25 protein-coding genes and 1 other RNA gene are annotated in these 25,090 nt (G+C 73.8%); 13 read left to right on the top strand and 13 right to left on the bottom strand.

Going from position 1 to position 25,090, the window contains the following annotated elements:
- Positions 1-313 precede the first annotated feature (313 nt).
- The 3 genes from AB0F62_RS27705 to AB0F62_RS27695 are packed head-to-tail and all read left to right on the top strand — an operon-like array spanning position 314 to position 3,470.
- The gene (locus AB0F62_RS27705; RefSeq protein ID WP_361804733.1) at positions 314-1,639 is read left to right on the top strand and encodes a glycosyltransferase family 4 protein; all 1,326 of its coding nucleotides are present in this window, start codon (positions 314-316) and stop codon (positions 1,637-1,639) included.
- Positions 1,633-2,370, top strand: coding sequence for a methyltransferase domain-containing protein (locus AB0F62_RS27700; RefSeq protein WP_361804730.1), 738 nt, complete (start codon positions 1,633-1,635; stop codon positions 2,368-2,370). Before AB0F62_RS27705 ends, AB0F62_RS27700 begins: the two co-directional genes overlap by 7 nt.
- Positions 2,367-3,470: a prenyltransferase gene (locus tag AB0F62_RS27695; RefSeq protein ID WP_361804727.1), complete on the top strand. Its 1,104-nt coding sequence runs from the start codon at positions 2,367-2,369 to the stop codon at positions 3,468-3,470. Before AB0F62_RS27700 ends, AB0F62_RS27695 begins: the two co-directional genes overlap by 4 nt.
- A gap of 7 nt (positions 3,471-3,477) precedes the next feature.
- Here AB0F62_RS27695 and AB0F62_RS27690 read toward each other — a convergent pair whose 3' ends face one another.
- On the bottom strand, positions 3,478-3,765 hold the full coding sequence (locus AB0F62_RS27690; protein ID WP_361804724.1) for a hypothetical protein: 288 nt from the start codon (positions 3,763-3,765) through the stop codon (positions 3,478-3,480).
- A 145-nt stretch (positions 3,766-3,910) separates the two neighbouring features.
- Between AB0F62_RS27690 and AB0F62_RS27685 the strand changes: the two genes are divergently transcribed.
- Entirely contained in the window at positions 3,911-4,447 is a 537-nt protein-coding gene (locus AB0F62_RS27685) for a hypothetical protein (RefSeq protein WP_361804721.1), read from the top strand.
- On the opposite strand, the gene AB0F62_RS27680 is transcribed toward AB0F62_RS27685, so the two are convergent.
- From AB0F62_RS27680 to AB0F62_RS27645, 8 genes are all read right to left on the bottom strand, one after another.
- Positions 4,434-5,447: an LLM class F420-dependent oxidoreductase gene (locus AB0F62_RS27680; protein ID WP_361804718.1), complete on the bottom strand. Its 1,014-nt coding sequence runs from the start codon at positions 5,445-5,447 to the stop codon at positions 4,434-4,436. The genes AB0F62_RS27685 and AB0F62_RS27680 overlap by 14 nt on opposite strands.
- A 202-nt stretch (positions 5,448-5,649) precedes the next feature.
- Entirely contained in the window at positions 5,650-6,486 is an 837-nt protein-coding gene (locus AB0F62_RS27675; protein WP_361804715.1) for a DUF5336 domain-containing protein, read from the bottom strand.
- Between the two features lie 130 nt (positions 6,487-6,616).
- Entirely contained in the window at positions 6,617-7,492 is an 876-nt protein-coding gene (locus AB0F62_RS27670; protein ID WP_361804712.1) for an N-acetylmuramoyl-L-alanine amidase, read from the bottom strand.
- 22 nt (positions 7,493-7,514) lie between these two features.
- Positions 7,515-8,198, bottom strand: a complete 684-nt coding sequence (locus AB0F62_RS27665; RefSeq protein ID WP_361804709.1) for a class I SAM-dependent methyltransferase — start codon at positions 8,196-8,198, stop codon at positions 7,515-7,517.
- A gap of 1,531 nt (positions 8,199-9,729) precedes the next feature.
- Positions 9,730-10,344 carry a response regulator transcription factor gene (locus AB0F62_RS27660; RefSeq protein ID WP_361804706.1) on the bottom strand — a complete coding sequence of 205 codons (615 nt, stop codon included), beginning with the start codon at positions 10,342-10,344 and terminating at the stop codon, positions 9,730-9,732.
- Positions 10,341-11,549 carry a sensor histidine kinase gene (locus tag AB0F62_RS27655; protein ID WP_361804703.1) on the bottom strand — a complete coding sequence of 403 codons (1,209 nt, stop codon included), beginning with the start codon at positions 11,547-11,549 and terminating at the stop codon, positions 10,341-10,343. The genes AB0F62_RS27660 and AB0F62_RS27655 overlap by 4 nt, the downstream gene beginning before the upstream one ends.
- 38 nt (positions 11,550-11,587) lie before the next feature.
- Positions 11,588-12,319 (bottom strand): ABC transporter permease, encoded by a 732-nt coding sequence (locus tag AB0F62_RS27650; RefSeq protein ID WP_361804700.1) that lies wholly within the window; start codon positions 12,317-12,319, stop codon positions 11,588-11,590.
- Positions 12,319-13,233, bottom strand: coding sequence for an ABC transporter ATP-binding protein (locus AB0F62_RS27645; protein ID WP_361804697.1), 915 nt, complete (start codon positions 13,231-13,233; stop codon positions 12,319-12,321). The genes AB0F62_RS27650 and AB0F62_RS27645 overlap by 1 nt, the downstream gene beginning before the upstream one ends.
- 232 nt (positions 13,234-13,465) lie before the next feature.
- Between AB0F62_RS27645 and AB0F62_RS27640 the strand changes: the two genes are divergently transcribed.
- The 3 genes from AB0F62_RS27640 to AB0F62_RS27630 are packed head-to-tail and all read left to right on the top strand — an operon-like array spanning position 13,466 to position 16,379.
- Positions 13,466-14,311: a MaoC/PaaZ C-terminal domain-containing protein gene (locus AB0F62_RS27640; RefSeq protein WP_361804694.1), complete on the top strand. Its 846-nt coding sequence runs from the start codon at positions 13,466-13,468 to the stop codon at positions 14,309-14,311.
- A 26-nt stretch (positions 14,312-14,337) separates the two neighbouring features.
- The gene (locus AB0F62_RS27635) at positions 14,338-15,414 is read left to right on the top strand and encodes a Zn-dependent alcohol dehydrogenase (RefSeq protein WP_361804691.1); all 1,077 of its coding nucleotides are present in this window, start codon (positions 14,338-14,340) and stop codon (positions 15,412-15,414) included.
- Between the two features lie 26 nt (positions 15,415-15,440).
- On the top strand, positions 15,441-16,379 hold the full coding sequence (locus AB0F62_RS27630; protein ID WP_361804688.1) for a 3-oxoacyl-ACP reductase: 939 nt from the start codon (positions 15,441-15,443) through the stop codon (positions 16,377-16,379).
- Between the two features lie 18 nt (positions 16,380-16,397).
- On the opposite strand, the gene AB0F62_RS27625 is transcribed toward AB0F62_RS27630, so the two are convergent.
- On the bottom strand, positions 16,398-16,577 hold the full coding sequence (locus AB0F62_RS27625) for a hypothetical protein (RefSeq protein ID WP_361804685.1): 180 nt from the start codon (positions 16,575-16,577) through the stop codon (positions 16,398-16,400).
- 59 nt (positions 16,578-16,636) lie between these two features.
- Positions 16,637-17,767, bottom strand: coding sequence for a hypothetical protein (locus tag AB0F62_RS27620; protein ID WP_361804683.1), 1,131 nt, complete (start codon positions 17,765-17,767; stop codon positions 16,637-16,639).
- Between the two features lie 180 nt (positions 17,768-17,947).
- Between AB0F62_RS27620 and AB0F62_RS27615 the strand changes: the two genes are divergently transcribed.
- From AB0F62_RS27615 to AB0F62_RS27605, 3 genes are read left to right on the top strand one after another with little or no spacing between them, the layout of a single operon-like run.
- Positions 17,948-18,817, top strand: coding sequence for a Nif3-like dinuclear metal center hexameric protein (locus tag AB0F62_RS27615; protein WP_361804680.1), 870 nt, complete (start codon positions 17,948-17,950; stop codon positions 18,815-18,817).
- Positions 18,814-19,557 (top strand): C4-type zinc ribbon domain-containing protein, encoded by a 744-nt coding sequence (locus tag AB0F62_RS27610; protein WP_361804798.1) that lies wholly within the window; start codon positions 18,814-18,816, stop codon positions 19,555-19,557. The genes AB0F62_RS27615 and AB0F62_RS27610 overlap by 4 nt, the downstream gene beginning before the upstream one ends.
- Positions 19,557-20,708, top strand: coding sequence for a bifunctional RNase H/acid phosphatase (locus AB0F62_RS27605; protein WP_361804677.1), 1,152 nt, complete (start codon positions 19,557-19,559; stop codon positions 20,706-20,708). The genes AB0F62_RS27610 and AB0F62_RS27605 overlap by 1 nt, the downstream gene beginning before the upstream one ends.
- Here the strand turns inward: AB0F62_RS27605 and eda are convergent.
- On the bottom strand, positions 20,694-21,317 hold the full coding sequence (gene eda, locus AB0F62_RS27600; RefSeq protein ID WP_361804674.1) for a bifunctional 4-hydroxy-2-oxoglutarate aldolase/2-dehydro-3-deoxy-phosphogluconate aldolase: 624 nt from the start codon (positions 21,315-21,317) through the stop codon (positions 20,694-20,696). The genes AB0F62_RS27605 and eda overlap by 15 nt on opposite strands.
- A gap of 178 nt (positions 21,318-21,495) precedes the next feature.
- Here eda and AB0F62_RS27595 point away from each other — a divergent pair, with 178 nt between their 5' ends.
- The gene (locus AB0F62_RS27595; RefSeq protein WP_361804671.1) at positions 21,496-22,266 is read left to right on the top strand and encodes a GNAT family N-acetyltransferase; all 771 of its coding nucleotides are present in this window, start codon (positions 21,496-21,498) and stop codon (positions 22,264-22,266) included.
- Between the two features lie 91 nt (positions 22,267-22,357).
- Here AB0F62_RS27595 and yaaA read toward each other — a convergent pair whose 3' ends face one another.
- Positions 22,358-23,146, bottom strand: a complete 789-nt coding sequence (gene yaaA / locus AB0F62_RS27590) for a peroxide stress protein YaaA (protein WP_361804668.1) — start codon at positions 23,144-23,146, stop codon at positions 22,358-22,360.
- Positions 23,147-23,211: 65 nt separating this feature from the next.
- Between yaaA and AB0F62_RS27585 the strand changes: the two genes are divergently transcribed.
- Positions 23,212-24,657, top strand: coding sequence for an RNB domain-containing ribonuclease (locus AB0F62_RS27585; RefSeq protein WP_361804665.1), 1,446 nt, complete (start codon positions 23,212-23,214; stop codon positions 24,655-24,657).
- Positions 24,658-24,686: 29 nt separating this feature from the next.
- Positions 24,687-25,088, top strand: an RNA gene (rnpB, locus tag AB0F62_RS27580) — RNase P RNA component class A.
- Positions 25,089-25,090 lie beyond the last annotated feature (2 nt).

Genomic DNA, 25,090 nt, shown 5'->3' with positions numbered 1-25,090 from the left:
CCAGAATGGCCAGCCCCGGAGGCCCCGCACCCGGCCCACCCACACACGCGCGAGGCGGTGCCTGACCGCGCCGGGCAATCGGGCGGGCGGGCGGGGATACCCCCCGCATCAACCACAACGCACCCGCACACGACAACCGCGCCCCGCGCAGCGAGGCGTGGCGGGAATCACCCGGACCGGCCAGGGCGGGCCGCACGGGGACAGGTATCTTCATGCTCCCGGGCCAACTCCCGGGTAACCGATTCTGAAACTTGTTCTAGCAAGGCACGGGCGGCTACGCTCCGGCTGAAGTGCAGTGAGAAGGGGGCCGTGAGTGACCGCAGAGGCCAGGCCGCTCCGGATCGCGCTGCTGACGTACAAGGGGAACCCGTTCTGCGGGGGCCAGGGCGTCTACATCCGCCATCTGTCCAGGGAACTCGCCCGGCTCGGCCACAGCGTCGAGGTGATCGGGGCCCAGCCCTACCCCGTGCTGGACGCGGTCGGTGAGGGCGTACGCCTGACCGAGCTGTCGAGCCTCGACCTCTACCGCCAGCCGGATCCGTTCCGCACCCCGAAGCGCGACGAGTACCGCGACTGGGTGGACGCCCTGGAGGTCGCCACCATGTGGACCGGCGGCTTCCCGGAGCCGCTGACCTTCAGCCTCCGCGCGCGCCGCCATCTGGCCGCGCGGCGCGGGGCCTTCGACGTCATCCACGACAACCAGACCCTCGGCTACGGGCTCCTCGGCGGTCCCCGCGCGCTCGGCGCGCCGCTGGTGACGACCATCCACCACCCCATCACCGTGGACCGGCGGCTCGAACTGGACGCCGCCGACGGGTGGAAGCGGCGGGCGTCGGTCCGCCGCTGGTACGGCTTCACCCGGATGCAGAGGCGGGTCTCGCGCCGGCTGCCCTCCGTGCTCACCGTCTCCGGCAGTTCCCGCCAGGAGATCGTCGACCACCTCGGGGTCCGTGACGACCGCGTGCACGTCGTCCACATCGGGGCCGACACGCGCCTGTTCTCGCCCGACCCGTCGGTGCCCGAGGTGCCGGGGCGGATCGTCACCACCTCCAGTGCCGACGTGCCGCTCAAGGGCCTGGTCCACCTCGTCGAGGCGCTCGCGAAGCTCCGTACCGAGCAGCCCGACGCCCACCTCGTCGTGGTCGGCAAGCGGGCCGACGACGGCCCGGTGGCCGCCGCCATCGAGCGGTACGGGCTCGGCGGCGCGATCGACTTCGTCAAGGGCATCAGCGACGCGGAGCTGGTCGACCTGGTGCGCAGCGCCCAGGTCGCGTGCGTGCCGTCGCTGTACGAGGGCTTCTCGCTGCCGGCCGCCGAGGCGATGGCCACCGGGACCCCGCTGGTCGCCACCACCGGCGGTGCCATTCCCGAGGTCGCCGGCCCCGACGGCGAGACCTGCCTCGCGGTGCCGCCGGGCGACGCCGGCGCACTGGCCGCGGCGCTGGGCCGGCTGCTGCGCGACTCCGAGCTGCGCCGCCGTCTCGGCCGGGCCGGCCGGGAACGCGTACTGGCCCGCTTCACCTGGGAGCAGGCCGCCATCGGCACCGCCGAGCACTACCGCGCGGCGATCGCGGCCGCGGGGGATCCGCGGCCCACCGTTCAGTCACCGTCCCGGACGAAAGCAGACTCCACGTGCTGACCGTCGACTTCTCCCGCTTCCCGCTCGCCCCGGGCGACCGGGTCCTCGACCTGGGCTGCGGCGCGGGCCGCCACGCCTTCGAGTGCTACCGGCGCGGCGCGAACGTGGTCGCCCTGGACCGGAACGGCGACGAGATCCGCGAGGTCGCCAAGTGGTTCGCCGCCATGAAGGAGGCCGGGGAGGCACCGGCCGGCGCGACGGCCACCGCCATGGAGGGCGACGCGCTCAGCCTGCCGTTCCCCGACGACAGCTTCGACCGCGTCATCATCTCCGAGGTCATGGAGCACATCCCGGACGACAAGGGCGTGCTCGCCGAGATGGTGCGGGTGCTCAAGCCGGGCGGGCTGATCGCCATCACCGTGCCGCGCTACGGGCCGGAGAAGATCTGCTGGACGCTGTCCGACGCCTACCACGAGGTCGAGGGCGGCCACATCCGCATCTACCGGGCCGACGAACTGCTCGGCAGGATCCGCGAGGCGGGCCTGCGCCCGTACGGGACCCACCACGCGCACGCGCTGCACTCCCCGTACTGGTGGATCAAGTGCGCCGTCGGCGTGGACAACGACAAGGCCCTGCCGGTGAAGCTGTACCACAAGCTGCTGGTCTGGGACATCATGAAGAAGCCGCTGGCCACCCGGCTCGCCGAGAACGCGCTCAACCCGCTGATCGGCAAGAGCTTCGTCGCCTACGCCACCAAGCCGCACACCCCGAAGGCGGGCGTCGACGCGTGAGGCGGACCGAACACCTCGTCCTGCCGGGTGTCCTGACCTCCGAGCAGGCCGCGGACACCGTCGCCGGGATCCTCGCCGTACAGCGCCCCGACGGCGCCATACCGTGGTTCGACGGCGGGCACCTCGACCCGTGGGACCACGTCGAGGCCGCCATGGCGCTGGACGCCGCCGGGGAGCACGAGCGCGCCGAGGCCGCCTACACCTGGCTCGCCGGGCGCCAGAACCCGGACGGCTCCTGGTACGCCGCCTACGGCTACGCCGACGGCGCCGAGGGCGAGCCCACGGACCTGGGCCGGGAGAGCAACTTCTGCGCCTACATCGCCGTCGGCGTGTGGCACCACTACCTCTCCACCGGCGACGACGCCTTCCTGGAACGCATGTGGCCGGTGTTGTACGCGGCCGTCGAGTACGTCCTGGAACTCCAGCTGCCCGGCGGGCAGATCGCCTGGAAGCGCGAGGAGGACGGCACGTACCCGCAGGAGGCGCTGCTGACCGGCTGCTCGTCGATGTACCAGGCGCTGCGCTGCGCCCTGGCCGTCGCCGAGCACCGCGAGGACCCGCAGCCCGACTGGGAGCTGGCCACCGGCGCGCTCGGGCACGCCATCGCCCACCACCCGGAGCGGTTCCTGGACAAGAACCGCTACTCCATGGACTGGTACTACCCGGTCCTCGGCGGGGTGCTGCGCGGCGAGGCCGCCCGGGAGCGCGTCCAGTCCCGCTGGGACGAGTTCGTCGTGCCGGGCCTCGGGGTGCGCTGCGTGGTGCCGAACCCCTGGGTCACCGGCGGCGAGAGCGCCGAACTCGCCCTCGCCCTGTGGGCGATGGGCGAGTCCGACCGCGCGGTGGAGATCCTCGCCGCGATCCGGCACCTGCGCGCCGAGGACGGCATGTACTGGACCGGATACGTTTTCGAGGGCGACCCGCAGGCCGGGACCGGCCCTGCGGTGTGGCCCCGGGAGTGCACGACCTGGACCGCCGGGGCCCTGCTGCTCGCCGTCGCCGCCCTGGGCGGGGACGAGGCGACGACGGCCGTCTTCGGGGGCGACCGGCTGCCGCTCGGGCTGGCGCCCGAGGCGGCGGGGTGCTGCGCCGGCCGGTGAGCGGGCGTCAGGCCCGGTTGACGCGGCCCGCCACGGCGTGGCCGACGACCAGGTAGACCGCCGCCGGCAGGCCGTAGTTCAGCAGGGTGCGCGCCCAATCGGATGAGGTGGAGAAGATGTCGTGGGCCCAGCCACCGAGCCAGGAGGCCATGTCGTGGATCCACTCCACGAGGTCGTTCGCCCGGTTGGCGTCGAGCATCCACAGCACGATCCACAGGATCAGGATGAATGCCGCCACGTCCGCGGCCACCATGATGATCGTGGCCGCCAGATTGCCGCGATAACGTCTGGACATACCTGCCGTCTTGCCCCGATCGGCGGAATGAAACGCGGCCTCGCCGAGCCCGCCTGACGCCCCGTACGGCTCCGCTGCGGTGGCCGGTCCGCGGAGCCCGGGCGAGGATGCGATCACGCACCGCATCCCCCCGGGAGAGACCGTCATGCCCTTGCGCCGCGCCCTGACCGCCCTCCTGCTGTCCGGAGTGCTCCTGCTCGTCCCCGCCTGCGGCGGCGACTCCGGGGACGCGGGCAGTGGCGGCACCGCGAGTCCCACCTCCTCGGTGGAGAAGCAGAAGCTCGCCAAGACGCGCTTCGTCGCCAACGTCGGGCTGGCCGCCGGGGCGACCTACCAGTGGATCGTCAAGCCCTACCGCGCCGGCAAGTTCAAGAAGGAGGCGGACGGCCGCAAGCTGGCCCTGGTGAAGGCGGGCCTGGCCGGTGCCTTCGCCTACAACCGGCTCAAGGCCGCCTCCGAGAACGCCAAGGGCGACCCGACCCTCGCCAAACTGATGGCCCCCCTGACCGCGGGCATCGAATCGCTCAAGGACCTGCCCAACAAGCTCCGCAGCGGCGAGGGTACGGACGACATCGTCGGCACCTTCCAGGACACCATCACCGGGGTGAAGTCGGCCGGCGAGGACGCCGGCGCCAAGGTCACCGACAAGGTGCCCTCGCTGTCCCAGCTCAGCGGCGGCTGAGCTCGGCCAGCACCCGCAGGGTGGCCGGGTCGGGCGCGGTGACCAGCAGGTCGGTCACCGGGCCCGACCGCCACACCTCCAGCCGCTCCGCGATCCGCTCCCGCGGGCCGACCAGCGAGATCTCGTCCGCGAAGGCGTCCGGCACCGCCCGCACCGCCTCCTCGCGCCGCCCGGCCAGGAACAGCTCCTGGATGCGCCGGGCCTCCTCCCCGTACCCCATCCGGGCCATCAGGTCGGCGTGGAAGTTGCGGGAGGCCGCGCCCATGCCGCCGATGTAGAAGCCGAGCATCGCCTTCACCGGCAGCAGCCCGTCGGCCGGGTCGTCGCACAGGTGGGCCCGCGCCATCGGGGCGATCATGAAGTCCTTGGGGGCGTCCGCCAGCGACGCCTCGTACACCTCGGTGCGGAACGGCGACCAGTACAGCGGCAGCCAGCCGTCGGCGATGCGGGTCGTCTGGGCGATGTTCTTCGGGCCCTCGGCGCCCAGCAGGATCGGCAGGTCGGGGCGGAGCGGATGCGTGATCGGCTTGAGCGGCTTGCCGAGGCCGGTCGCGTCCGGCCCCGCGTACGGCAGCGGATGGAACCGCCCGTCGAGCGCCACCGGGGCCTCGCGGCGGAGCACCTGCCGGATGACGTCCACGTATTCGCGGGTGGCCGTGAGCGGACTGCGCGGGAAGGGCCTGCCGTACCAGCCCTCCACCACCTGCGGCCCCGACAGGCCGAGCCCCAGCACGACCCGGCCGCCGGAGAGGTGGTCCAGGGTCAGCGCGTGCATCGCGGTGGCGGTGGGGGAGCGGGCCGCCATCTGGGCGATGCCCGTCCCGAGCCGGATCCGGCTGGTGTGCGCGGCGATCCAGGTGAGCGGGGTGAACACGTCGGAGCCCCAGGCCTCGGCCGTCCACACCGAGTCGTAGCCGAGCCGCTCGGCCTCCTGGGCCAGTGCGAGGTGGTCGGGGGAGGGGCCGCGCCCCCAGTAGCCGAGGGCCAGACCGAGCCGCATGCGCACTCCTCCCGCCGTCTCTGACGGTCCGTCAGGCGTACGGTACGGCAACCATGGCCCGCCCCGGAAGGGACGGAGCCGTGTCCCGGACCGGACGGCCCGGGACACGGCTCCCGCGGAACGCGCGCGTCAGCCGTTCTGCGCCGGGTTCCCCAGCACTTCGCCCCACCGGCCGCGCCGGTGGGGCGAAGGATGTCCGGGATCAGCCGCGCTGGATGCCGCTGACGTCCTGCAGGACGCCGCGCCGGCCGTCCTGGGTCTGCGCGACCAGGGCGGCACCGCGCTGCTCCACCGCGAGGTACCAGGTGCCGGGGGTCAGCTCGGCGATCTGCTGCCCGGAGCCGTCCTCCGCGTACAGCGGCCGCGCCACGGGCACCGCGAACCAGAAGGCCGCGAACTCCGGCGACGGCTGCTGGGGCTGCTGGGGCTGCTGCGCCTGCGGGTAGCCGTACTGGCCGCCGCCCGAAGAGTGGTCGGCCGGTACGCCGTGGCCGCCGGTCTGCCCCGGGTAGCCGTAGCCGCCCTGCTGCTGCGCGCCGGGGTACGGCTGACCGGGCTGGCCGCCGCCGTACGGCTGCACCTGCGGCTGCTGCGGGCGCGGGGCGGGCAGCAGGGGCGCCTTGAGCGCGGGCAGGCCCTGCAGGGTGAGCAGCGTGGCGGCGGCGAGAGCCGCGGCGGCGACGAAGGAGAGGTAGGCGCCGGCGCCCAGCTCCGTGGCCTCGTTGCCGTTGAAGAGCGACCAGAGGGCGTCCCAGGCGGCGGCGACGGAGAGCACCGCGCCCCAGTGGGCCAGGCCGATGCCGAGGACCTTGCGGTTCTCCGGCAGGAAGCGCGAGGCGACGAACAGGCCGGCGGCGATCAGGCCCAGGAGATGGACCGAAGGCAGCAGCGGGAACAGCTCGCTCTTCCAGGCGCTGACCCCGCACTCGTCGCCGGTGCAGCCCTTGGCACTGTAGAACGTCAGGAACGAGGCGATCAGCAGCAGCAGCGCCGCGCCGATCACCGCGCCGTCTCCTCGGGTGAGGGAGCGGTTATTCACTAGGGGTCCTTGTCAGTCGTCTCGTTGTCGCTGTCGCCGGGCGGTACCCCATCGTATGAGGGCCGTTGCCGGAGGATGAGCCCGGTACGCCCCTCGGTGACACGATCGGGACCCAATGCTCACCGGCCGATCACTCGCGGTCCTCCAGGAACGCGGTGATCCCGTCCGCGATGCCCTCCGCGGCCCTCTGCCGCCAGGCCGCGCTGGTCATCAGGGCCGCGTCCTTGGGGTCGCGCATGTTGCCGCACTCGAGCAACACCTTGGGGACGGTGCTGAGGTTGAGCCCGCCCAGGTCGCGGCGGACGTCCAGGCCGGTGCCGCCGCCGATGTAGTTGGACGGCCGCGTGCCGGTCTCCGCCGCGAAGTGCCGTCCGACGGCGGTGCCGAGCAGCTTCGACGGCGCGCTGATCCCGCGGGTGTCGGCGATGCCGCGGTGCACGGCGGCGGGCAGGATGACGTGGAAGCCGCGGTTCCCGGCCGCCGAGCCGTCGCCGTGCACGGACACGACCGCGTCGGCCTTCGCCTTGTTGCCGATCCGGGCGCGCTCGTCGATGCACGGCCCGTACGCGCGGCCGCCGTCGTGCGTCAGCTTCACGGTGGCCCCGCGCGCCTCGAGCAGCGCCCGGGCGCGGCGTGACACGTCCAGCGTGAACGCGGCCTCGGCATAGCCCGCGTTGGTCGCGGTGCCCGTGGTGTCGCACTCCTTGCGGGCGGTGCCGATGTCGACCTTGCGGTTGATCTCGGCGGTGTGCCGGTTGTTGCGCGTGTTGTGCCCCGGGTCCAGGACCACGACCTTCCCGGCGAGCGGCTTGGCGGCGGCCGACGGCGCCGACGGCGCCGCCGAGGTGTGCGGACGGGAGGCGCCGAGCCGCTTGCCGGGATGGTCGCCGTTCCGCCCGGGGTTGTCCGGGCCGATCGCCGCGTCCCACACCAGCCACCCGGCCGCGCACACCGGCACCAGCGCGGCCACGACGACCACAGTGGTGCGGCCTTTCCTCTTGAACACGTCAGCGATGCTATCCGCAGGCTCAGATCCCGGCGCCCGTACGCCGCAGCACGTGCAGCGAACCGGTCACGGACAGTTCCGTGAAGGCGCCGGACTCCAGCGCGCGCCGGTAGATCCGCCAGGGCGCCTGGCCGCCGTCGGCCGGGTCCGCGAAGACGTCGTGGATGACCAGGAGGCCGTCCTGCGCGAGGTGCGGCACCCAGCCCTCGTAGTCGTTGCCCGCGTGCTCGTCGGTGTGGCCGCCGTCGATGAAGACCAGGGCGAGCGGCTTCCCCCACACGGCGGCGGCCTGCGGGGAGCGGCCCACCACGGCGATGACGTGCTCCTCCAGCCCGGCGGCGTGCAGGGTGCGCCGGAAGGTGGGGAGGGTGTCCATCAGGCCGACCTCGGGGTCGACGAGCGTCGCGTCGTGGTACTCCCAGCCCGGCTGCTGCTCCTCGCTGCCGCGGTGGTGGTCGACGGTGACGGCGACGGTTCCCGCTTCGCGGGCGGCGGCGGCCAGCAGGATCGTGGAGCGGCCGCAGTACGTGCCGACCTCCAGCAGGGGCAGGCCGGGGAGGCGGGTGGTGGCCTCGGCGGCGGCGGCGTAGAGGGCCAGGCCCTCGTCCGCGGGCATGAAGCCCTTCGCGGCCTCGAAGGCGGCCAGGGCGTTCGTGTGTGCCGGGGCGGTCCCTGCGGGGGGCGCTGCGGGGGGTGGCGTGCTCATGCCTCACATCGTGCCGCATGTGTCCGGCACGGTATGGCCGGGGGCTCCTCTTGCGGCCGGTGTTTGTGTGCGGCGCCGTTTGTGGTTGCGGTTGGGGGTCCCCCGCCCGCCCGCCCGATTGCCCGGCGCGGTCGGTGCGGGCCTCGCGCGTGTGTGGGTGGGCCGGGTGCGGGGCCTCCGGGGCTGGGCATTCTGGACGCATATTTACGTGCGTGGCGGGCACTTTCTTTTGTCGTCCCGGGTGCCGCACACAAATACGCCCAGTGTCCAGAACGCCCACCCCTACGACCCCGCCCCCTCCCTCTCGTAGCGCGCCTGATCCCCGGAGGGGGTGAAACGGAAAGAGCCCCTCCGCCGACCAGAACGCTCCGCCGCAACGGGGGGCGGTACAGCGGAAGGGATTGCACAGGACCTACTCCGGTGGAACAAGGGAGTAGTTGGGTACGGGCTTTTCGCGTTCTGCGTCGTCCCGGTTCCAGATCTTCGCGGTCTCGGGTTTGGAGCCCTCGGGCCGGTGGGTGGGTGCTTGTGCGGGTGGGTGGTCGGGCTGTCGCGCCGTCTCGCTCCCTTCGGTCGCAAAGCGGCGGGCTGCGGATGGGAGGGTGGGGGCCCATGCCTCGTCGGCGGTGTGCGGGTCGGTGGACGGCGTGGGTTCAGGCTCCGGAGCGGGGCCGGTTGTTCGAGGGGTGCCGGTCTCGTCGCCGTCCGCGGGTAGAGATGGCTGGTTGCGACGCGCACCCTTCGTGGGTGGCGCGCCTGCCGTAACCGGCGTCTGCGGCTGATTCGGGGTGCCGGCGGGGGGCTATGGGACATCGGGCTCGCTTTCGCCGACATGTTCGGCGGAACAGAGCCCGATCTTCGAGCCGGGGGAGATCGGGCCCGCTTTCGCCGAATAGGCATCTCCCGAGATGGATCCCGTGGAGACAGGCACCGCACCAGAGTGCGGCCATGACGACGTGAGAGGGCACCCTTGGCGCCATGAAGACCAGGTTCAGATCAGCGTGTTCGCAGCGTGGACACGTGCGACGTGCGAGCGTGGAGGCGTTGGTCCACGCCGCTTCGTAGATGTCGAGCCATAGCGAGTAACTCATCCATCCACCTCCATTCGCAGGTGCCCGCACCGGGTTCCGGTGTTCCGGCGCGTTGTTGTGGCGGAGGGGCATTCCCCCCTTTGACCCCCCTCCGGCGATCAGGCGCGCTACGAGACGGAGGGGGCGGGGGAGTTGGGGGCACCCCCGGCCGAAGGCTGGGGGAGGGTGGGCGTTCTGGACACTTACGTGTATTTGTTGTGCGGCACAGACGGCACCAACATGGACCGCCCGCCATGCACATAAATATGCGGTCCAGAATGCCCAGCCCCGGAGGCCCCGACCCCGGCCCACCGCACACGCGCGAGGCGGCACCTGACCGCGCCGGATGGGGGCACCCCCGGCCGAAGGTTGGGGGAGGGAGGGCGGGTGGGTGGAGGCCCGCCGCAGGCGCAAACGACCCGCACACAACAACCGGCCGCAAGACGAACCCCGGGCACAAACTAGAGCCACCCGTTGTGGCGAGCCGTGCGCACCGCCTCCGTCCGGTTCCGGGTGCCCGTCTTCCCGATCGCCGACGACAAATAGTTCCGCACCGTCGACTCCGACAGATGCACCCGCGCCGCGATGTCGGCGACCGTCGCCCCGTCCGCGGCCGCGTTGAGCACGTCCTGCTCGCGCGGCGTCAGCGGGCTGGGCCCCGTGCTGAGGGCGGCCGCGGCGAGCGCGGGGTCGATGACGCGGTGCCCGGCGAGGACGCGCCGGATCGCCGCGGCGAGGTCCTCGACGGGGCCGTCCTTGACCAGGAAGCCGGACGCCCCGGCCTCCATGGCGCGGCGCAGGTAGCCGGGGCGGCCGAACGTGGTGAGGATGAGCACCTTGCACCCCGGGAGCCGTTCCCGCAGTTCCGCCGCCGCGTCGAGCCCGTTGCGCCCGGGGAGTTCGATGTCGAGCAGCGCGACGTCGGGCCGGGCCGCCAGCGCGCGGGTCACGATCTCGTCGCCCGCGGCGACCTGCGCGACGACCTCGATGTCGTCCTCCAGGTTCAGCAGCAGGGACAGCGCGCCGCGCATCATGCCCTGGTCCTCGGCCAGCAGGACTCTGATGGGGCTGCTCATGCGGCCTGTTCCTCCTCCACCGGAAGTTCGGCGACCACCCGGAACCCGCCCCGCGGTGCCGGGCCCGTGGCGAGGGTGCCGCCGGCCGCGGCGAGGCGCTCGGTGAGCCCCTTCAGCCCGGAGCCGAAGCGGGAACCGAGGTCCGGGGCCGAGCCTACGCCGCGGCCGTCGTCGGTGATCTGCAGCCGTACGTGCCCTTCGGTGCCGGCGAGTTCGATGCGGCAGGTGCCGGCACCGCTGTGCCGTACGACGTTGGTGACCCCTTCCCGCACCACCCAGCCGAGCAGGGCCTCGGTCTGCGAGGGCAGCGGTGGACCGGACTCCTTGACGACGGCCTCGATCCCGGCCGCCGCCAGGGCCGAGCGGGCGCGGTCCAGCTCGGTGGAGAGGCTGCCCTCGCGGTAGCCGGTGACGGCCTCGCGGATCTCGGTGAGGGCCTGGCGGCCCACCGCCTCGATGTCCGCGACCTGGGCGAGGGCGGCGTCGAGGTCGCGCGGGGCGAGCCGGCGGGCGGCCTCGGCCTTGACGACGACCACGGAGAGGGTGTGCCCCAGCAGGTCGTGCAGGTCGCGGGAGAAGCGCAGCCGCTCCTCGGCGACGGCGTTGCGGGCCAGCTCCTGGCGGGTGGCGCGCAGCTGGGTCACCGCGTCGAAGAGGGTGAGCATGGCCGCGGTCACCAGGCCCGAGATGAGGCTGCCGTATCCGATGGACACGCCCTCCCAGATGTCGCCGCTGCGCAGCCCGGAGACGATCCCGGCGGACACCGCGAGGGCGACGAGCACGGGACCCATCCGGCGGCCGCGCACCACGATCCCCACGGCCAGCGACAGCAGCGGGAAGAACACCAGCCAGCTGCCGCCGTAGCCGATGGCGAGGGCGTAGGTGACGGCGGCCAGCGCGAGCAGGTAGAGCCGGGGCGCCCTCCCGGCCGCCGCACGCGGGTTGAAGGCGGTGAAGACGACCCCGATGTAGAGGGAGTTGAAGGCCAGCAGGCCGAGGCCGCCGAGCCAGGGGTTGGCGGCCTTGCCCTGCAGGAGGTGGGACAGGGCGCCCACGCCCATCAGCAGCCAGGGCAGGAAGGTGAAGCGGTTCGGGGGCCTGAGGTCCTCGATCTCCTCGGAGAGGGACCGGGTCACCCGCAGGTGCCGCCACTCGTGCCAGATGCGGGCCGGCAGCGGCCGCCGGGGTTCCGTCGTGATCGCCATGGCCGTTCCTCCTCCTCTTCCGCGGGTGCCGGTGTGTGTCAGGCGGTGCGTGCCGAGCGGCGGTAGGCGTACACCGCGTACGCGCCGAAGAGCGCCGTCCAGGCTGCCAGCAGGGCGACCGTGCCGGCCTGCGGGGCGCCGCCGTCCGCGACGCTCCAGCCGAGCTGCCCGAAGCGGTGGGACGGGGTCCACTCGGAGACCGTCCGCAGCCAGCCGGGGAAGACGGATGCGGGGATCCACAGGCCGCCGACGACGGACAGGCCGAGGTTGCAGGCCATGTTCACCACGCCCGTGGTCTGCCCGGACAGCCGGTAGCCGTTGCCGAGGCCGAGCAGGGTGAAGGGGGCGGTGCCGGCCCACAGCAGTCCGCCGATGGCCGCCCACTGCCAGGGCTCCAGGTCCACGCCGTTGACCAGACCGCCGGCGAGCAGGACGGCCAGGATCGAGGGCAGCACGGTGATCGAGCCGCTGATGCAGCGGCCGGTGACGACCAGCAGCGGTGACATCGGGGTGATCCGCAGCTGGCGCAGCCAGCCGAGCCCCTTGTCCTCGGCGACGCTCGATCCGGTGCTCACCGCCGAGCCCAGCGCGCCGTAGGCGGCCATGCCGATCATGGCGGCCAGCGCGGCGGCCTTGTCCTCCTCCGAGCCGCTGACCCCGAGGTTGGTGAAGAGCAGGTACATCATGACCGGCATGCCGACGCCGAAGATCACGAATCCGGCGTCGCGGAGGGTGCGCCGGATCTCCAGCGAGACGTAGGCGAGCAGCATCAGACCTTCTCCTCGGTGCGCGGGGTGACGTCCTCGGCGGAGGACGTGAGGGAGAGGAACGCGTCCTCCAGGCTGGCGGCCGTCACGGTCAGGCCGCGGACCATGCCGTGGTCGGCGAGGGCGACGACGGTGGCGTCGGAGTCGGCGGAGCGCAGGAGGGCGCGGTCGCCGCGGACCTCCACCGAGACCACCCCCGGCAGCTGCCGCAGGCCCTCGGTGGCGGCCCCGGCGAGGTCGAAGGAGACCAGGTTGCCGCCGACCGCGCGCTTGATGCGGTCGCCGCTGTCGTCGGCGACGACGCGGCCGCGGTCGATCACCACGATGCGGTCCGCGTTCTCGTCGGCCTCCTCCAGGTAGTGCGTGGAGAACAACACGGTGTTGCCGCGGGCCGCGTACGCCCGCATCGAGTCCCAGAAGGCGCGCCGGGCCTCGACGTCCAGGGCGGCGGTCGGCTCGTCCAGCACGATGAGTTCGGGGTTGCCGGCCAGCGCCACGGCGAAGCGGACGCGCTGCGCCTGGCCGCCGGAGAGCCGGTCGGCGCGCCGGCCGGCGACCTCGGTCAGCCCGGCGAGTTGCAGCGCCTCGGCCACGGGCATGGGGGCGGGGTAGGTGCGGGCCACGAAGGTGAGCAGCTCGCGCACCGTCACCCGGGGGATCGGGCGGCCGTCCTGCAGCATCGCGCCGATCCGGCCCGCGCGGACCGCCGCGTGCGGGGTGGTGCCGAAGAGCCGGACCTCGCCGCTGTCCGGCTCGTTGAGTCCGAGCAGCAGGCTGATCGCGGTGGACTTGCCCGCGCCGTTGCGGCCGAGCAGGGCGACGGACTCCCCCCGGTGGATCTCCAGGTCGACGCCGTCCACCGCGCGTACCGCGCCGAACGTCTTGACCGCCCTGGCGAAACTCACTGTCGTCGTCATGTCACCGACACTACGGCGGGGGCCACCGGCGGGGTCAGTGGGGAATGTACGGACCCGGGCAGGACAAATGTCACCGCCGGCGCGCTATTCTGACGATGCGTCAGCTATTCCCAGTGCCCGGGTGATGCGTTATACATGGGCTGGCTAGAACACGTTCTAGTGCACGCCCTGGCGGGGCCGACGGTGCGGACGGCCGCGCCAGGGCCCACCGTGCAGCGAAGGAGCCGCCGACATGCCGATCGACGTCGCCGCCGCCACCTCGGCCGAGCCCCGCAGCGCCGAACTCGTCTGGGACCACAGGGACGTCATCCTCTACCACCTGGGCCTCGGCGCGAACGCGCTGAACTACGCCCTCGAGGGCCCCGGTCTCCAGGTCCTGCCCAGCTTCGCCACCGTGGCCGGCGGTTCCGTCGCCGCCGGGGAGGCGCGGGGCGGGCTGTCCCTGCCCGGCATCGAGATCGACCTCGCCGCCGTCCTGCACGGCGCCCAGCGCATCGAGGTGCACCGCCCGGTTCCCGCCCGAGGCCGGGCCGTCCAGACCTCGCGCGTCGCGGACGTGTACGACAAGGGCAAGGCAGCCGTCATCGTGCTGCGCCGCGAGGTCGCCGACGAGCAGGGGCCGCTGTGGACCTCCGACGCGCAGATCTTCGTCCGGGGCGAGGGCGGCTTCGGCGGCGACCGAGGTCCCTCCGCCCGCACCGCGCCGCCGGAGCGGGATCCCGACCACACGGTCCTGCGCGCCACCCGCGAGGACCAGGCCCTGCTCTACCGGCTCTCCGGCGACTGGAACCCGCTGCACGCCGACCCCGAGTTCGCCAAGCACGCCGGCTTCGACCGGCCCATCCTGCACGGCCTGTGCTCCTACGGCATCACGCTCAAGGCCGTCGTCGACACCCTGCTCGGCGACGACGCGGGCCGGGTACGGGCCTGCTCCACCCGCTTCGCCGGGGTCTTCTTCCCCGGCGAGACCCTGCGCATCCGGATGTGGTCCGGACAGGGCCGCGTCCTGGCGTCGGCGACCGCCGTCGAACGGGACGACGCGCCGGTCCTGGCCGACACCGTCGTCGAGTACTCGTAAGGCCCGAAGGGGAGAGGGGACAGCCCATGCGCGCAGCGCTCCTGCAGGAGATCGGCCAGGACAAGCTCGAGGTCGTCGACGACATCGAGACGGTGGGCTTCGGCCCCGGCAAGGTGCGCATCCGGCTGCGGGCGACCGGGCTGTGCCACTCCGACCTGTCCGCCATGAGCGGCGTCCTGCCGCAGCCCGCGCCTTTCGTCCCCGGCCACGAGGGCGCCGGGGAGATCGTCGAGACCGGCGAGGGCGTCGAGGGGCTCAAGGCCGGCGACCGCGTCCTGGTCTGCTGGCTCCCGGCCTGCGGCGCCTGCCCTGCCTGCCGTCGCGGCCAGTCCCACCTGTGCCTGGCCGGCTTCATGAACGCCGGCACGCCCAACTTCCGCCGCCCCGCCGGGGACGTCTTCGGTTTCGCGGGCACCGGCACCTTCGCCGAGGAGGTCGTGGTCGCCGCCCCCTGCGCCGTGCCCATCCCCGACGACCTGCCGTACGAGATCGCCGCCCTCATCGGCTGCGGCGTCACGACCGGCATCGGCGCCGCCCTCAACACCGCGCGGGTGACCCCCGGTTCCTCCGTCGCCGTCATCGGCTGCGGCGGTGTCGGCATCAGTGTCATCCAGGGCGCCCGCGCCTCCGGCGCCTCGGAGATCATCGCCGTCGACCCGGTGGAGTCCCGCCGCGGCGCGGCCCTGCGCTTCGGCGCCACCGACGCCGTCGCCCCGGAGGAACTGGCCGACGCCAAGGCCCGGATCACCGGCGGCGAGGGCTTCGACCACGTCTTCGAGGTCGTCGGCCGCGGCGCGACCGCGCGCACCGCCTACGAGACCACCCGGCGTGGCGGCACGCTCTGCGTCGTCGGCGCCGGGGCGATGGACGACCAGTTGCAGATCAACATGTTCGAGCTCTTCTTCGACGAGAAGCGCATCCTGCCCTCCCTCTACGGCGGGGGCGACGTCCTGCGGTCCTACGACCGGGTCATCCGCCTGTGGCGCGCCGGGCGCGTGGACCTGGAGGGGCTCATCACGCACCGGGTGCGGCTCGACCAGATCAACGAGGCCATCGACCAGATGCGCAGCGGCGAGGCCCTGCGCACCTGCATCGCGGTCTGACACGGGGACCGGGGACGGGAGACGGCATGGGCGTGCTGGACGGCAGGACGGCGATCGTGACCGGGGCCGGGCGCGGCCTGGGCCGCGCCGAGGCACGGGAACTGGCGCGGCTGGGCGCCAACGTGGTCGTCAACGACTACGGGCAGCCCGGCCGCGACGGCTCCGGGGAGGCGTCGGCGAGCCCAGCGGACGAGGTCGTCGCCGAGATCGCCGCGGCCGGCGGCCACGCGGTGGCGCACCACGGGGACGTCGCCGACCTCGAGCAGGCACAGGACCTGGTCCGGCTGGCGGTCGACACCTACGGAGCCCTCGACATCCTGGTCAACAACGCGGGGATCCTGCGGGACCGGATGGTGTTCTCGATGACCGAGGACGAGTGGGACTCCGTCGTCCGGGTCCATCTCAAGGGCCACTTCGCCACCACCCGGTTCGCCGCCGCCCACTGGCGCGAGCGCTCCAAGGCGGCCGGTGCCCCGGTCTACGGCCGTATCGTCAACACCTCGTCGGAGGCGTTCCTCGCCGGTTCGGCGGGCCAGCCCAACTACGCCGCCGCCAAGGGCGGCATCGTCGGGCTGACCTCGTCGACGGCCGCCGCCCTCGGCAGGTACGGCGTACGGGCCAACGCCATCTGCCCCCGTGCGCGCACGAGGATGACCGAGGACGTCTTCGCGGGCCTCGGGCGGCCCGCCGACGGGCCGGACCCGCTCGCGGTGGAGCATGTCGCCCCGCTCGTCGGCTACTTGGCGTCACCGGCGGCCGAGCGGATCACCGGCCAGCTCTTCGTCGTGCACGGCGGGATGGTGGCGGTGATGGACCGCCCGCGCGTCGCGGCGCGGTTCGACACCGCCAAGGACGCCTTCACCTACGACGAGTTGGACGACGTGCTCACCCCGTACTGGGCGGGCCGTGACCCCGGTGACACCTTCGCCGCCACCGACGTGCTGGCCCTGCGGCACGGGGGCTGAACCCGGGCTCCGGGCCCGTCAGAACTCCATGGCGGGGGGCCCGGAGGGGCGGCGGTGGCGGCCGTGCGGCGCCTGGACCGCCTGGGCGTCGTCGTCTTGGGCGGAAGCCGTACCGCGGTGGCGGCCGGCGTGCGGGCCCTCGGCGGAACCGTCCTCGAGGCGGGCCTCGGCGGCGGTGTCGTGTCGGGCATCGGACATGAGGAGACTCCCCGTGACTAGCGTGCAAGGTGCGCGGAACGCCGCAGGAGTTTACCGATTCAAGATCCCGTGGCCAGCGGCGCCTTCTGCAACGGGAGCACGGGGCTGGTCCTGGCCGCCTCCGGAACCTCCTCCGGACCCCCCTCGGCGATGCCCGCCGCCGCGGACGAGGCGGGCACCGCGGGAGGCGCCTCGTACTCCACCGTCCCGCACGGGCAGTGCGCGCACGCGTACGGCAGCCGCAGCACCCCCCGCGCCGACCACAGCCCCGCCCCGGGCAGCCAGCCCTCCGGCGCCGACAGCCAGGTGGCGCGGCGCTCCCCGGGCCGCCAGACCGCCAGCGAGGTGCCGTGCGGGCCGTCCGCGCGGAGCGCGACCGCGCAGCCCTCGGGCATCAGCACCTGTCCGGGCTGCGCCGCGAAGGGGGTGAGCACCGCGTCCGGGACGCGCAGGCACTCGGCGAACCGCATGGGCCGGCGACTGCCCAGCACGCCCCAGCCGATGCGGTCCTCGCCGGTCGCGTCGCTGCGTACTATCAGCAGCCCGCTGTCGGGCTCCGCGAGCAGCAGCCGGTCGTTGCTGGCCTCGGTGATCTGCAGCAGCGGGCTGACCGCCCCGGCCCGGTCCAGGTCGACGGCGACCGTCTTGACCGTCCCCTCCCTCTCGTGGTCCAGGGCGAGCATGCGGCCCGCCCGGTCCAGCCACGTGCCGCCCCCGCAGCGGCCCGGGATCTCCACCAGCCGGCGCGGACGCAGGTCCCGGTCGTCGTGTACGAGCCACACCGCCGACACCTCGCGCGCCGGATCGTAGGTGAGCGCGTACGCCTCACCCGACGCGACCGGCGGCAGCAGCCGCGCCTCGGCGTCCCCGCCCGGCAGCGAGCCGACGAGCAGTTCGCCGGTGCCGGGGCCGGTCGGATAGAGCAGGGCGAGGTCGTACCGGTCGGCGACCCGGCGGCGGATCAGCACCCGGCCGTCGGGCAGCGGCAGGACCTCGGAGCACTGTTCCTCGGGCTGGTCGCCGGGGAGCGGCACGGTGTACGGCTCGGGCCCGCCGAGCGTCCAGCGCTCGGGGTACCAGCTGTCACCCCCGTCCGGCGCCTGGGCCAGGCAGGCGGCGTACGAACCGTCCGCGGCGATCGTGAACCCGGCCCGTCGCACGGTGGTGGTCTCGGTGGCGCAGGCTGTCATGGTGTGGCTCACCTCCGGGCCACGACGCTAGTTTTCGCACGCCCGGCCGTCCGACACGAGTCGGTGGTCTTCACACGTAAGGGTGGCTCTCGTCCCGTTCCGTCGGACTTCGGATGCTCGGTGTGCTCATGACCAGCCCGGGATTCCGGCCGCCCCGCACCGGCGCGGTAATCTCGACCCGTGCCGAAACTGTCCGACGTCATCGCCGCCCTCGAAGCCCTCTGGCCCCCGACGTGGGCCGAGCAGTGGGACGCCGTCGGTCTGGTCTGCGGCGACCCGGACGCCGAGGTCCGGCGGGTGCTGTTCGCGGTCGACCCGGTGCGGGAGGTCGTCGAGGAGGCGATCACGACCGGTGCCGATCTGCTGGTCACGCACCACCCGCTCTATCTGCGCGGGACGACGACGGTCGCGGCGACCGGCTTCAAGGGCCGGGTCGTGCACACCCTGATCAGACACGACATCGCCCTGCACGTGGCCCACACCAACGCCGACCGCGCCGACCCCGGGGTCTCCGACGCGCTCGCCGAGGCCGTCGGCCTGCGCGTCACCGGACCCCTCGTGCCCGACCCGGCCGACCCGGCCGGCCGCCGCGGCCTCGGCCGGATCGGCGAACTGCCCGAGCCGATGACCCTGGCGGAGTTCGCCCGGCGGGCCGCGGCCGGCCTGCCGGCCACCGCGACCGGACTGCGCGTGGCCGGCGACCCGGAGCGGCCGGTGCGCACCGTCGCGGTGTGCGGCGGCTCCGGCGACGGCCTCTTCGACGAGGTGCGCAAGGCCGGGGTGGACGTCTACCTCACGGCCGACCTGCGCCACCACCCGGCGTCCGAGGCGCAGCAGGCCGGACCGCCCGCGCTGGTGGACGCCGCCCACTGGGCCACCGAATGGCCGTGGTGCGAGCAGGCCGCGCGCCGGCTCGACGAGGTCTCCGAACGGCACGGCTGGGCGCTGCGCACGGATGTGTCGCGCGCCGTCACCGACCCGTGGACGGCCCACGCCCCGGCACCGGAACTTTCCCTTGACGAACCCACGACCTCAGGAGCCCCCCGCTGAAAGCCGCGCCCGCAGACCAGATCCGACTGCTTGAGGTCCAGGCCCTCGACGCGCGCCTCGCGCAGCTGGACCACAAGCGCACCAACCTTCCCGAGCACGCGGAGATCGAACGCCTGAACTCCGACGTGACCCAGCTGCGCGACCTGCTGGTCGCCGCCCAGACCGAGGAGAGCGACACCGCCCGCGAGCAGACCAAGGCCGAGCAGGACGTGGACCAGGTGCGCAAGCGCGCCGTCCGCGACCAGGAGCGGCTGGACTCCGGCGCGGTCTCCTCTCCGAAGGACCTGGAGAACCTCCAGCGCGAGATCACCTCGCTCGCCAAGCGGCAGAGCGACCTCGAGGACGTCGTCCTGGAGGTCATGGAACGCCGCGAGGGCCTGCAGGAGCGGGTCCAGGAGCTGACCGGGCGCCTGGATTCCGTCCAGGCCAAGTCCGGCGAGGCCGTGGAGCGCCGCGACACCGTGCTGCGGGAGATCGACGCCGAGGGGGCGACGGTCACCAAGGAGCGCGACATCATCGCCGGTTCGGTCCCCGCCGACCTGCTGAAGCTCTACGACAAGCTGCGCGCCCAGTCCGGCGGCGTCGGTGCCGCACGGCTCTACCAGAAGCGCTGCGAGGGCTGCCGGCTGGAGCTGAACATCACCGAGCTCAACGAGGTGCGGTCGGCCGCGGCCGACGAGGTCGTGCGGTGCGAGAACTGCCGCCGCATCCTGGTCCGCACCCCCGAGTCGGGTCTGTAATGGCCCGTACGTTGGTGGTGGAGGCCGACGGAGGGTCCCGGGGCAACCCGGGACCGGCCGGGTACGGCGCCGTGGTCCGCGACGCCGCCACGGGCGAAGTGCTCGCGGAGGCAGCCGAGTTCATCGGTACGCACACCAACAACGTCGCCGAGTACCGGGGCCTGATCGCCGGGCTGCGCGCCGTGCACGGGATCGACCCGCAGGCCCGGGTGCGGGTGCGGATGGACTCCAAGCTGGTCGTCGAGCAGATGTCCGGCCGCTGGAAGATCAAGCACCCGGACATGCGGCCGCTGGCCGCCGAGGCGAAGACGGTCCTGCCGCCGGAGCAGGTCACGTACGAGTGGATCCCGCGCGAGAAGAACAAGCACGCCGACCGGCTGGCCAACGAGGCGATGGACGCGGGCAAGCGCGGCGAGCAGTGGCAGCCGGGCCGTTCCGCCGCCGCCCTGGTCGCCACCGCGACCGAGCCCGAGCCCGTGGACGAGGCTCCCAAGGCCCCGCCCGTCGGCTGGGCCGCGGCGGCCGACCTCGGCACGCCCACCACCTTCGTCCTGGTGCGGCACGGCGAGACCCCGCTCACCGCGGAGAAGCGCTTCTCCGGCAGCGGCGGTGACGACCCCGGGCTCTCGGAGAAGGGCCTCTGGCAGGTCCGGCGCGTCGCCGACGCCCTCGCCGCCCGCGGCACCGTCCAGGCCGTCGTCAGCTCGCCGCTGGCCCGCTGCCGGCAGACCGCGCAGGCCGTCGCCGACCGGCTGGGCCTGGACGTACGGGTCGACGAGGGGCTGCGCGAGACCGACTTCGGCGCGTGGGAGGGGCTCACCTTCGCCGAGGTGAAGGAGCGTTACCCGGAAGAACTCGACGCCTGGCTCGGCTCGGCCAAGGCCGCCCCGCCCGGGGGCGAGAGCTTCGCCGCCGTCGCCCGCCGGGTCTCCCTCGCCCGGGACAAGCTCATCGCGCGCCACCCCGGCCGCACCGTCCTGCTGGTCACCCACGTCACCCCGATCAAGACCCTGGTCCGGCTGGCGCTGGGCGCCCCGCCGGAGTCGCTGTTCCGGATGGAGCTGTCGCCGGCGGCGGTGTCGGCGGTGGCGTACTACGGGGACGGGAACGCGTCGCTGCGGCTCCTCAACGACACCTCACACCTGCGCTGACGCGCGGAGCCCGGCCGCCTCGCGGGCGAGATGCTCCACCCGGTCCCAGTCGCGGTCCCGCAGGGCGTCCTGCGGGACCATCCAACTGCCGCCCACGCAGGCCACGTTGGGCAAGGCGAGATACGCCGGCGCGCGTTCCGCGTCGATGCCTCCGGTCGGGCAGAACCGGACGCGCGGGAGCGGGCCGGCCAGCGCCGTGAGGTAGGCCGTGCCCCCGGCCGCCTCCGCGGGGAAGAACTTCAGCTCCGTCACGCCGCGTTCGGCCAGGGCGACCACGTCGGAGGCGGTCGACACCCCGGGCAGGAAGGGCAGCCCCGACGCCGCCATCGCGTCCACCAGGCCCGGCGTCCACCCCGGGCTCACCAGGAACCGCGCCCCGGCCCGCACCGCCGTCTCCACCAGCTCCCCGCGCACCACGGTCCCGGCCCCCACGACCGCCTCCGGCACGGCCCGGACGGCCGCGGCGATCGCCTCCGGCGCGCCGGGCGTCCGCAGCGTGATCTCCACCGCGAGCAGCCCGCCGCGGGCCAGCGCGCGGACCAGCGGGGGCGCGTCGGCGGGGTCGTCCAGCGTGACGACGGGGATGACGGGGGCGAGATCGAGCAGCATGCGGTGCATCGTGCCGGGCCGGTGCGGCCCCCGCAACGGGCGTTGCGACCTGTGCAACGCGGTGTTCCGGCAGGTCGTCCGGCGCCGGGTGGGCAGGGGGAACGGCGGCCCGCGGCGGCCCACCGGGCGCCCGGATAGGCTTCCGGTGATGCACGCGGTTCAGGGGAGAGATTCCGAGATGACACAGACACGTCCCGCCGAGGCCGCCGCGAGCGCCTGGCTGGCCTCCATGGAGCTTCTGGCGCGTGCCCTGCCCGGCGGCATGTGCGAGGCGGACGGATCGGGCACCTCCCTGCTGGTGACCGGGGCGCCCCTCGCCTCGGTGAACGCTGTCGTGGACGTCAACGCCACTCCCCAGCCGGAAAGGATCGGCGCCCTCGCCAAACGCGCCGCCGAGGAGCTCTCCGTGCCGTGGAGCATCCAGGTCAGGGCCGAACCCGGCGCCGAACTGACCGCCATCGCGGCCGAACTGGGCCGCACGGCGACATCGCTGCACCCCTTCATGATCAAGGAACTGGACGACCGCGGGACGGACCGCCCGGCACCCGGGGAACTCCTCCTCCGCCCGGTCGACGGGCGCGAGAGCGACGCCTACGTCGCCGCGCTGGCGGCCGGATTCGAGGCCCCGGCGGAGATCATGCGGAAGATGGGCTGCCCGGAGCTCCTGGACCTGCCGGGCGCGGCCGCCTACCTCGCGGAAGTGGACGGAGCCGCGGTCGGAACGGCGCTCGCCTTCCGGTCGGACGACTGCGTCGGCGTCTTCAACATCTCCGTCGCGCCGGCGTACCGCGGCCGCGGCTACGGTGCGGCGGTGACCGCGGCGGCGGTCTCCGCCGAGCGGGACCGCGGCGCGCGTACGGCCTACCTGCACTCGTCCCCGATGGGACTGCCCGTCTACGAGTCCCTGGGATTCCGGACAGTGGAGCACTGGACGCACTTCACCGCGTGAGGCCGGGCGCACGGGCCGCGCGAGGCGTGCGGCCCGTGGCCCGCGCTCCGGCCCGGCCCGACGGCTCTGCGCGGCGTCCCGCGGGGCGCCGTCAGCCCTGGTGGACGTCCGTCACGAGGACGTCGAGCCGCCCCGGCCCCTGCACCTCCACGGTGAAGCCCAGCTCCCGCAGGGCCGCGACCAGCTCCTCGGGATCCTCCGGACGCGCCCCGGACTCCAGGAGCGCCCGGACGATCCGCCCCTTCGTCGCCTTGTTGAAGTGGCTGACGACCTTCCGCGTCTCCGCCTGCACCACCCGCACCGTCGCCGTGCGCCCCGCGAGCGCGCTGCGCGGCGCCGGCTTCCACGCCGCCCCGTACGCCGCCGAGCGCAGGTCCAGCAGGAGGCCGCCGCCCGCGGCCTCGACGGCATCGGGGAGGACCTCGGCCAGGTGTGTGCGCCAGTACCCGGCGAGCGCCCCCAGCGCCGGCAGCTTCACGCCCATCGAGCAGCGGTAGGCCGGGATCGCGTCCCGGATGCCGACCGCGCCCCACAGCCCGGAGAAGACCAGCAGCGACTCGGCGGCCCGTTGCCGGGCGGCGGCGTCCAGGGTGTCCAGACCGAGGGCGTCGTACAGCACGCCGGTGTAGATCTCCCCGGCCGGCCGGGTCCGCGCCTCGCGCAGCCCCGCGTTGCGGGCGATCTCGCCACGCAGCCCGGGGCTGAGACCGAGCACGTCCGCCGCCTTGTCCTCGTCGCCCCCCGCGCAGAGCCCGACCAGCTCGTCCAGCACCGTCGATCGCGCCGCGGTGAGCCCGGGCAGCGACAGGGAGCCCAGGTCGACGGCGGGGCCGGTACCGTCGGCGGCCTTGCCCTCGGACGGCGGTAGCAGGACGAGCACAGCTGTTCTCCTTCAGGTTTCCCGTGTGCAGTGCAGCCTACGACCGCCCGACTTACGCTCGCTCCATGCCCCGTCGTCCCCTGCGCGTCACCACCGCGGACGGAGCCCTGCTGCGGTCCGCGCTCGACGCGCTCCGCACGGACCTCCACGTCCGGCGGGAGTTCCCGCCCGGCGTGCTCGCGGAGGCCGAGGAGGCCGCCCGAAGCCCCCGGCCGCCCGCGTACGACGCCACCGACGTGCCCTTCTTCACCGTCGACCCGCCCGGCTCCCTCGACCTGGACCAGGCGATGCACCTCGCCGTCCGCGAGGGCGGCCGCGGCTACCGGGTGTCGTACGCGATCGCCGACGTCGCCGCCTTCGTCACCCCCGGCGGCGCGCTCGACGCCGAGGCGCACCGGCGCGTGCAGACCCTCTACTTCCCCGACGTCCGGGTGCCCCTGCACCCGGACGTGCTCGGCGAGGGGGCGGCCAGCCTGCTGCCCGGGCGGGACCGGCCCGCCGTGCTGTGGCGGATCGACCTCGACGCGGACGGCGCGGTCACCGACGTCGACGTCCGCCGCGCCCTCGTCCGCAGCCGCGCCAGGCTGGAGTACGCGGGGGTGCAGCACACGATCGACGCGGGCACCGCCGAAGAGCCCGTGGCCCTGCTCGGCACCCTCGGCCGGCTGCGCGAGGACCAGGAGCGGGCCCGCGGCGGGATCTCCCTCGACGTGCCCGAGCAGGAGGTCGTCGAACACGACGGCGGCTACGCCCTGCGGTACCGGGCCCCGCTCCCCGCCGAGCACTGGAACGCCCAGATCTCCCTGCTCACGGGCATGGTCGCCGCCGACATCATGATCCGATCCGGCACCGGCATCCTCCGCACGCTGCCGCTCGCCCCGCACGGAGAGGTGGCCCGGCTGCGCCGGGTCGCCGCCGCGCTGCGCATCGACTGGCCGCACATGACCTCGTACGCCGAACTCGTCCGCACCCTGGACCCGGAGCGCACCACCCACGCGGCCTTCCTGCACGAGGCCACCAGCCTGTTCCGCGGCGCCGACTACACGCCCTTCTGGCCCGGCCACCCCGCCGAGCCCGCGGTGCACGCCGCCGTCGCCGACGCGTACACGCACTGCACCGCGCCCCTGCGGCGCCTCGTCGACCGCTACGCCGCCGAGTTCTGCCTCGCCGCGACGGCCGGGCGGGAGCCGCCGGAGTGGGTCGAGGCGGCCTATCGCGACCTGCCGCGCGACATGCGCGGCGGAGCGCAGTCGGCGGGGGCGATCGAGAGCGCCTCGCTCGACCTCGTCGAGGCCGCCGTCCTCAAGGACCGCGTCGGCGAGGTCTTCGACGCCTACGTCATCGACATCAAGGAATCCGACCCGACCTCCGGCACCGTCCACCTCTGCGACCCGGCCGTCGTCGCCCACGTCCGCGGCGGCACCGCCCCCCTCCCGCTCGGCGAGCCGCTCCCGGTCCGCCTCACCCAGGCCGACCCGGGCCGCCGCACGGTGCTTTTCACGCCGGCGTGATCGCCCGGTAGCATGGGCGCCACGGCAGACGAGCCGAGCGGGCGGCCGCGTCAGGACCCAGGTCCTGCCGAGGAACGTCCGGGCTCCACAGGGCAGGGTGGTGGGTAACGCCCACCCGGGGTGACCCGCGGGACAGTGCCACAGAAAACAGACCGCCGGGGGCCGCGAGGCTCCCGGTAAGGGTGAAACGGTGGTGTAAGAGACCACCAGTGCCCAGGGTGACCTGGGCAGCTAGGTAAACCCCACCCGGAGCAAGGTCAAGAGGGGCCGTCGCGAGACGGCCCTGCGCGGACGATCGAGGGCTGCCCGCCCGAGTCCGCGGGTAGACCGCACGAGGCCGGCGGCAACGCCGGCCCTAGATGGATGGCCGTCGCCCGGCCGGCCGCGAGGCCGACCGGACACAGAACCCGGCGTACAGCTCGACTCGTCTGCC

This window comes from Streptomyces sp. NPDC026673 (genome assembly GCF_040638135.1).
Taxonomy (GTDB): domain Bacteria; phylum Actinomycetota; class Actinomycetes; order Streptomycetales; family Streptomycetaceae; genus Actinacidiphila.
The sequence above is the reverse complement of the archived record's forward strand: the minus strand, read 5'-3'. Positions and strand labels throughout refer to the sequence as shown.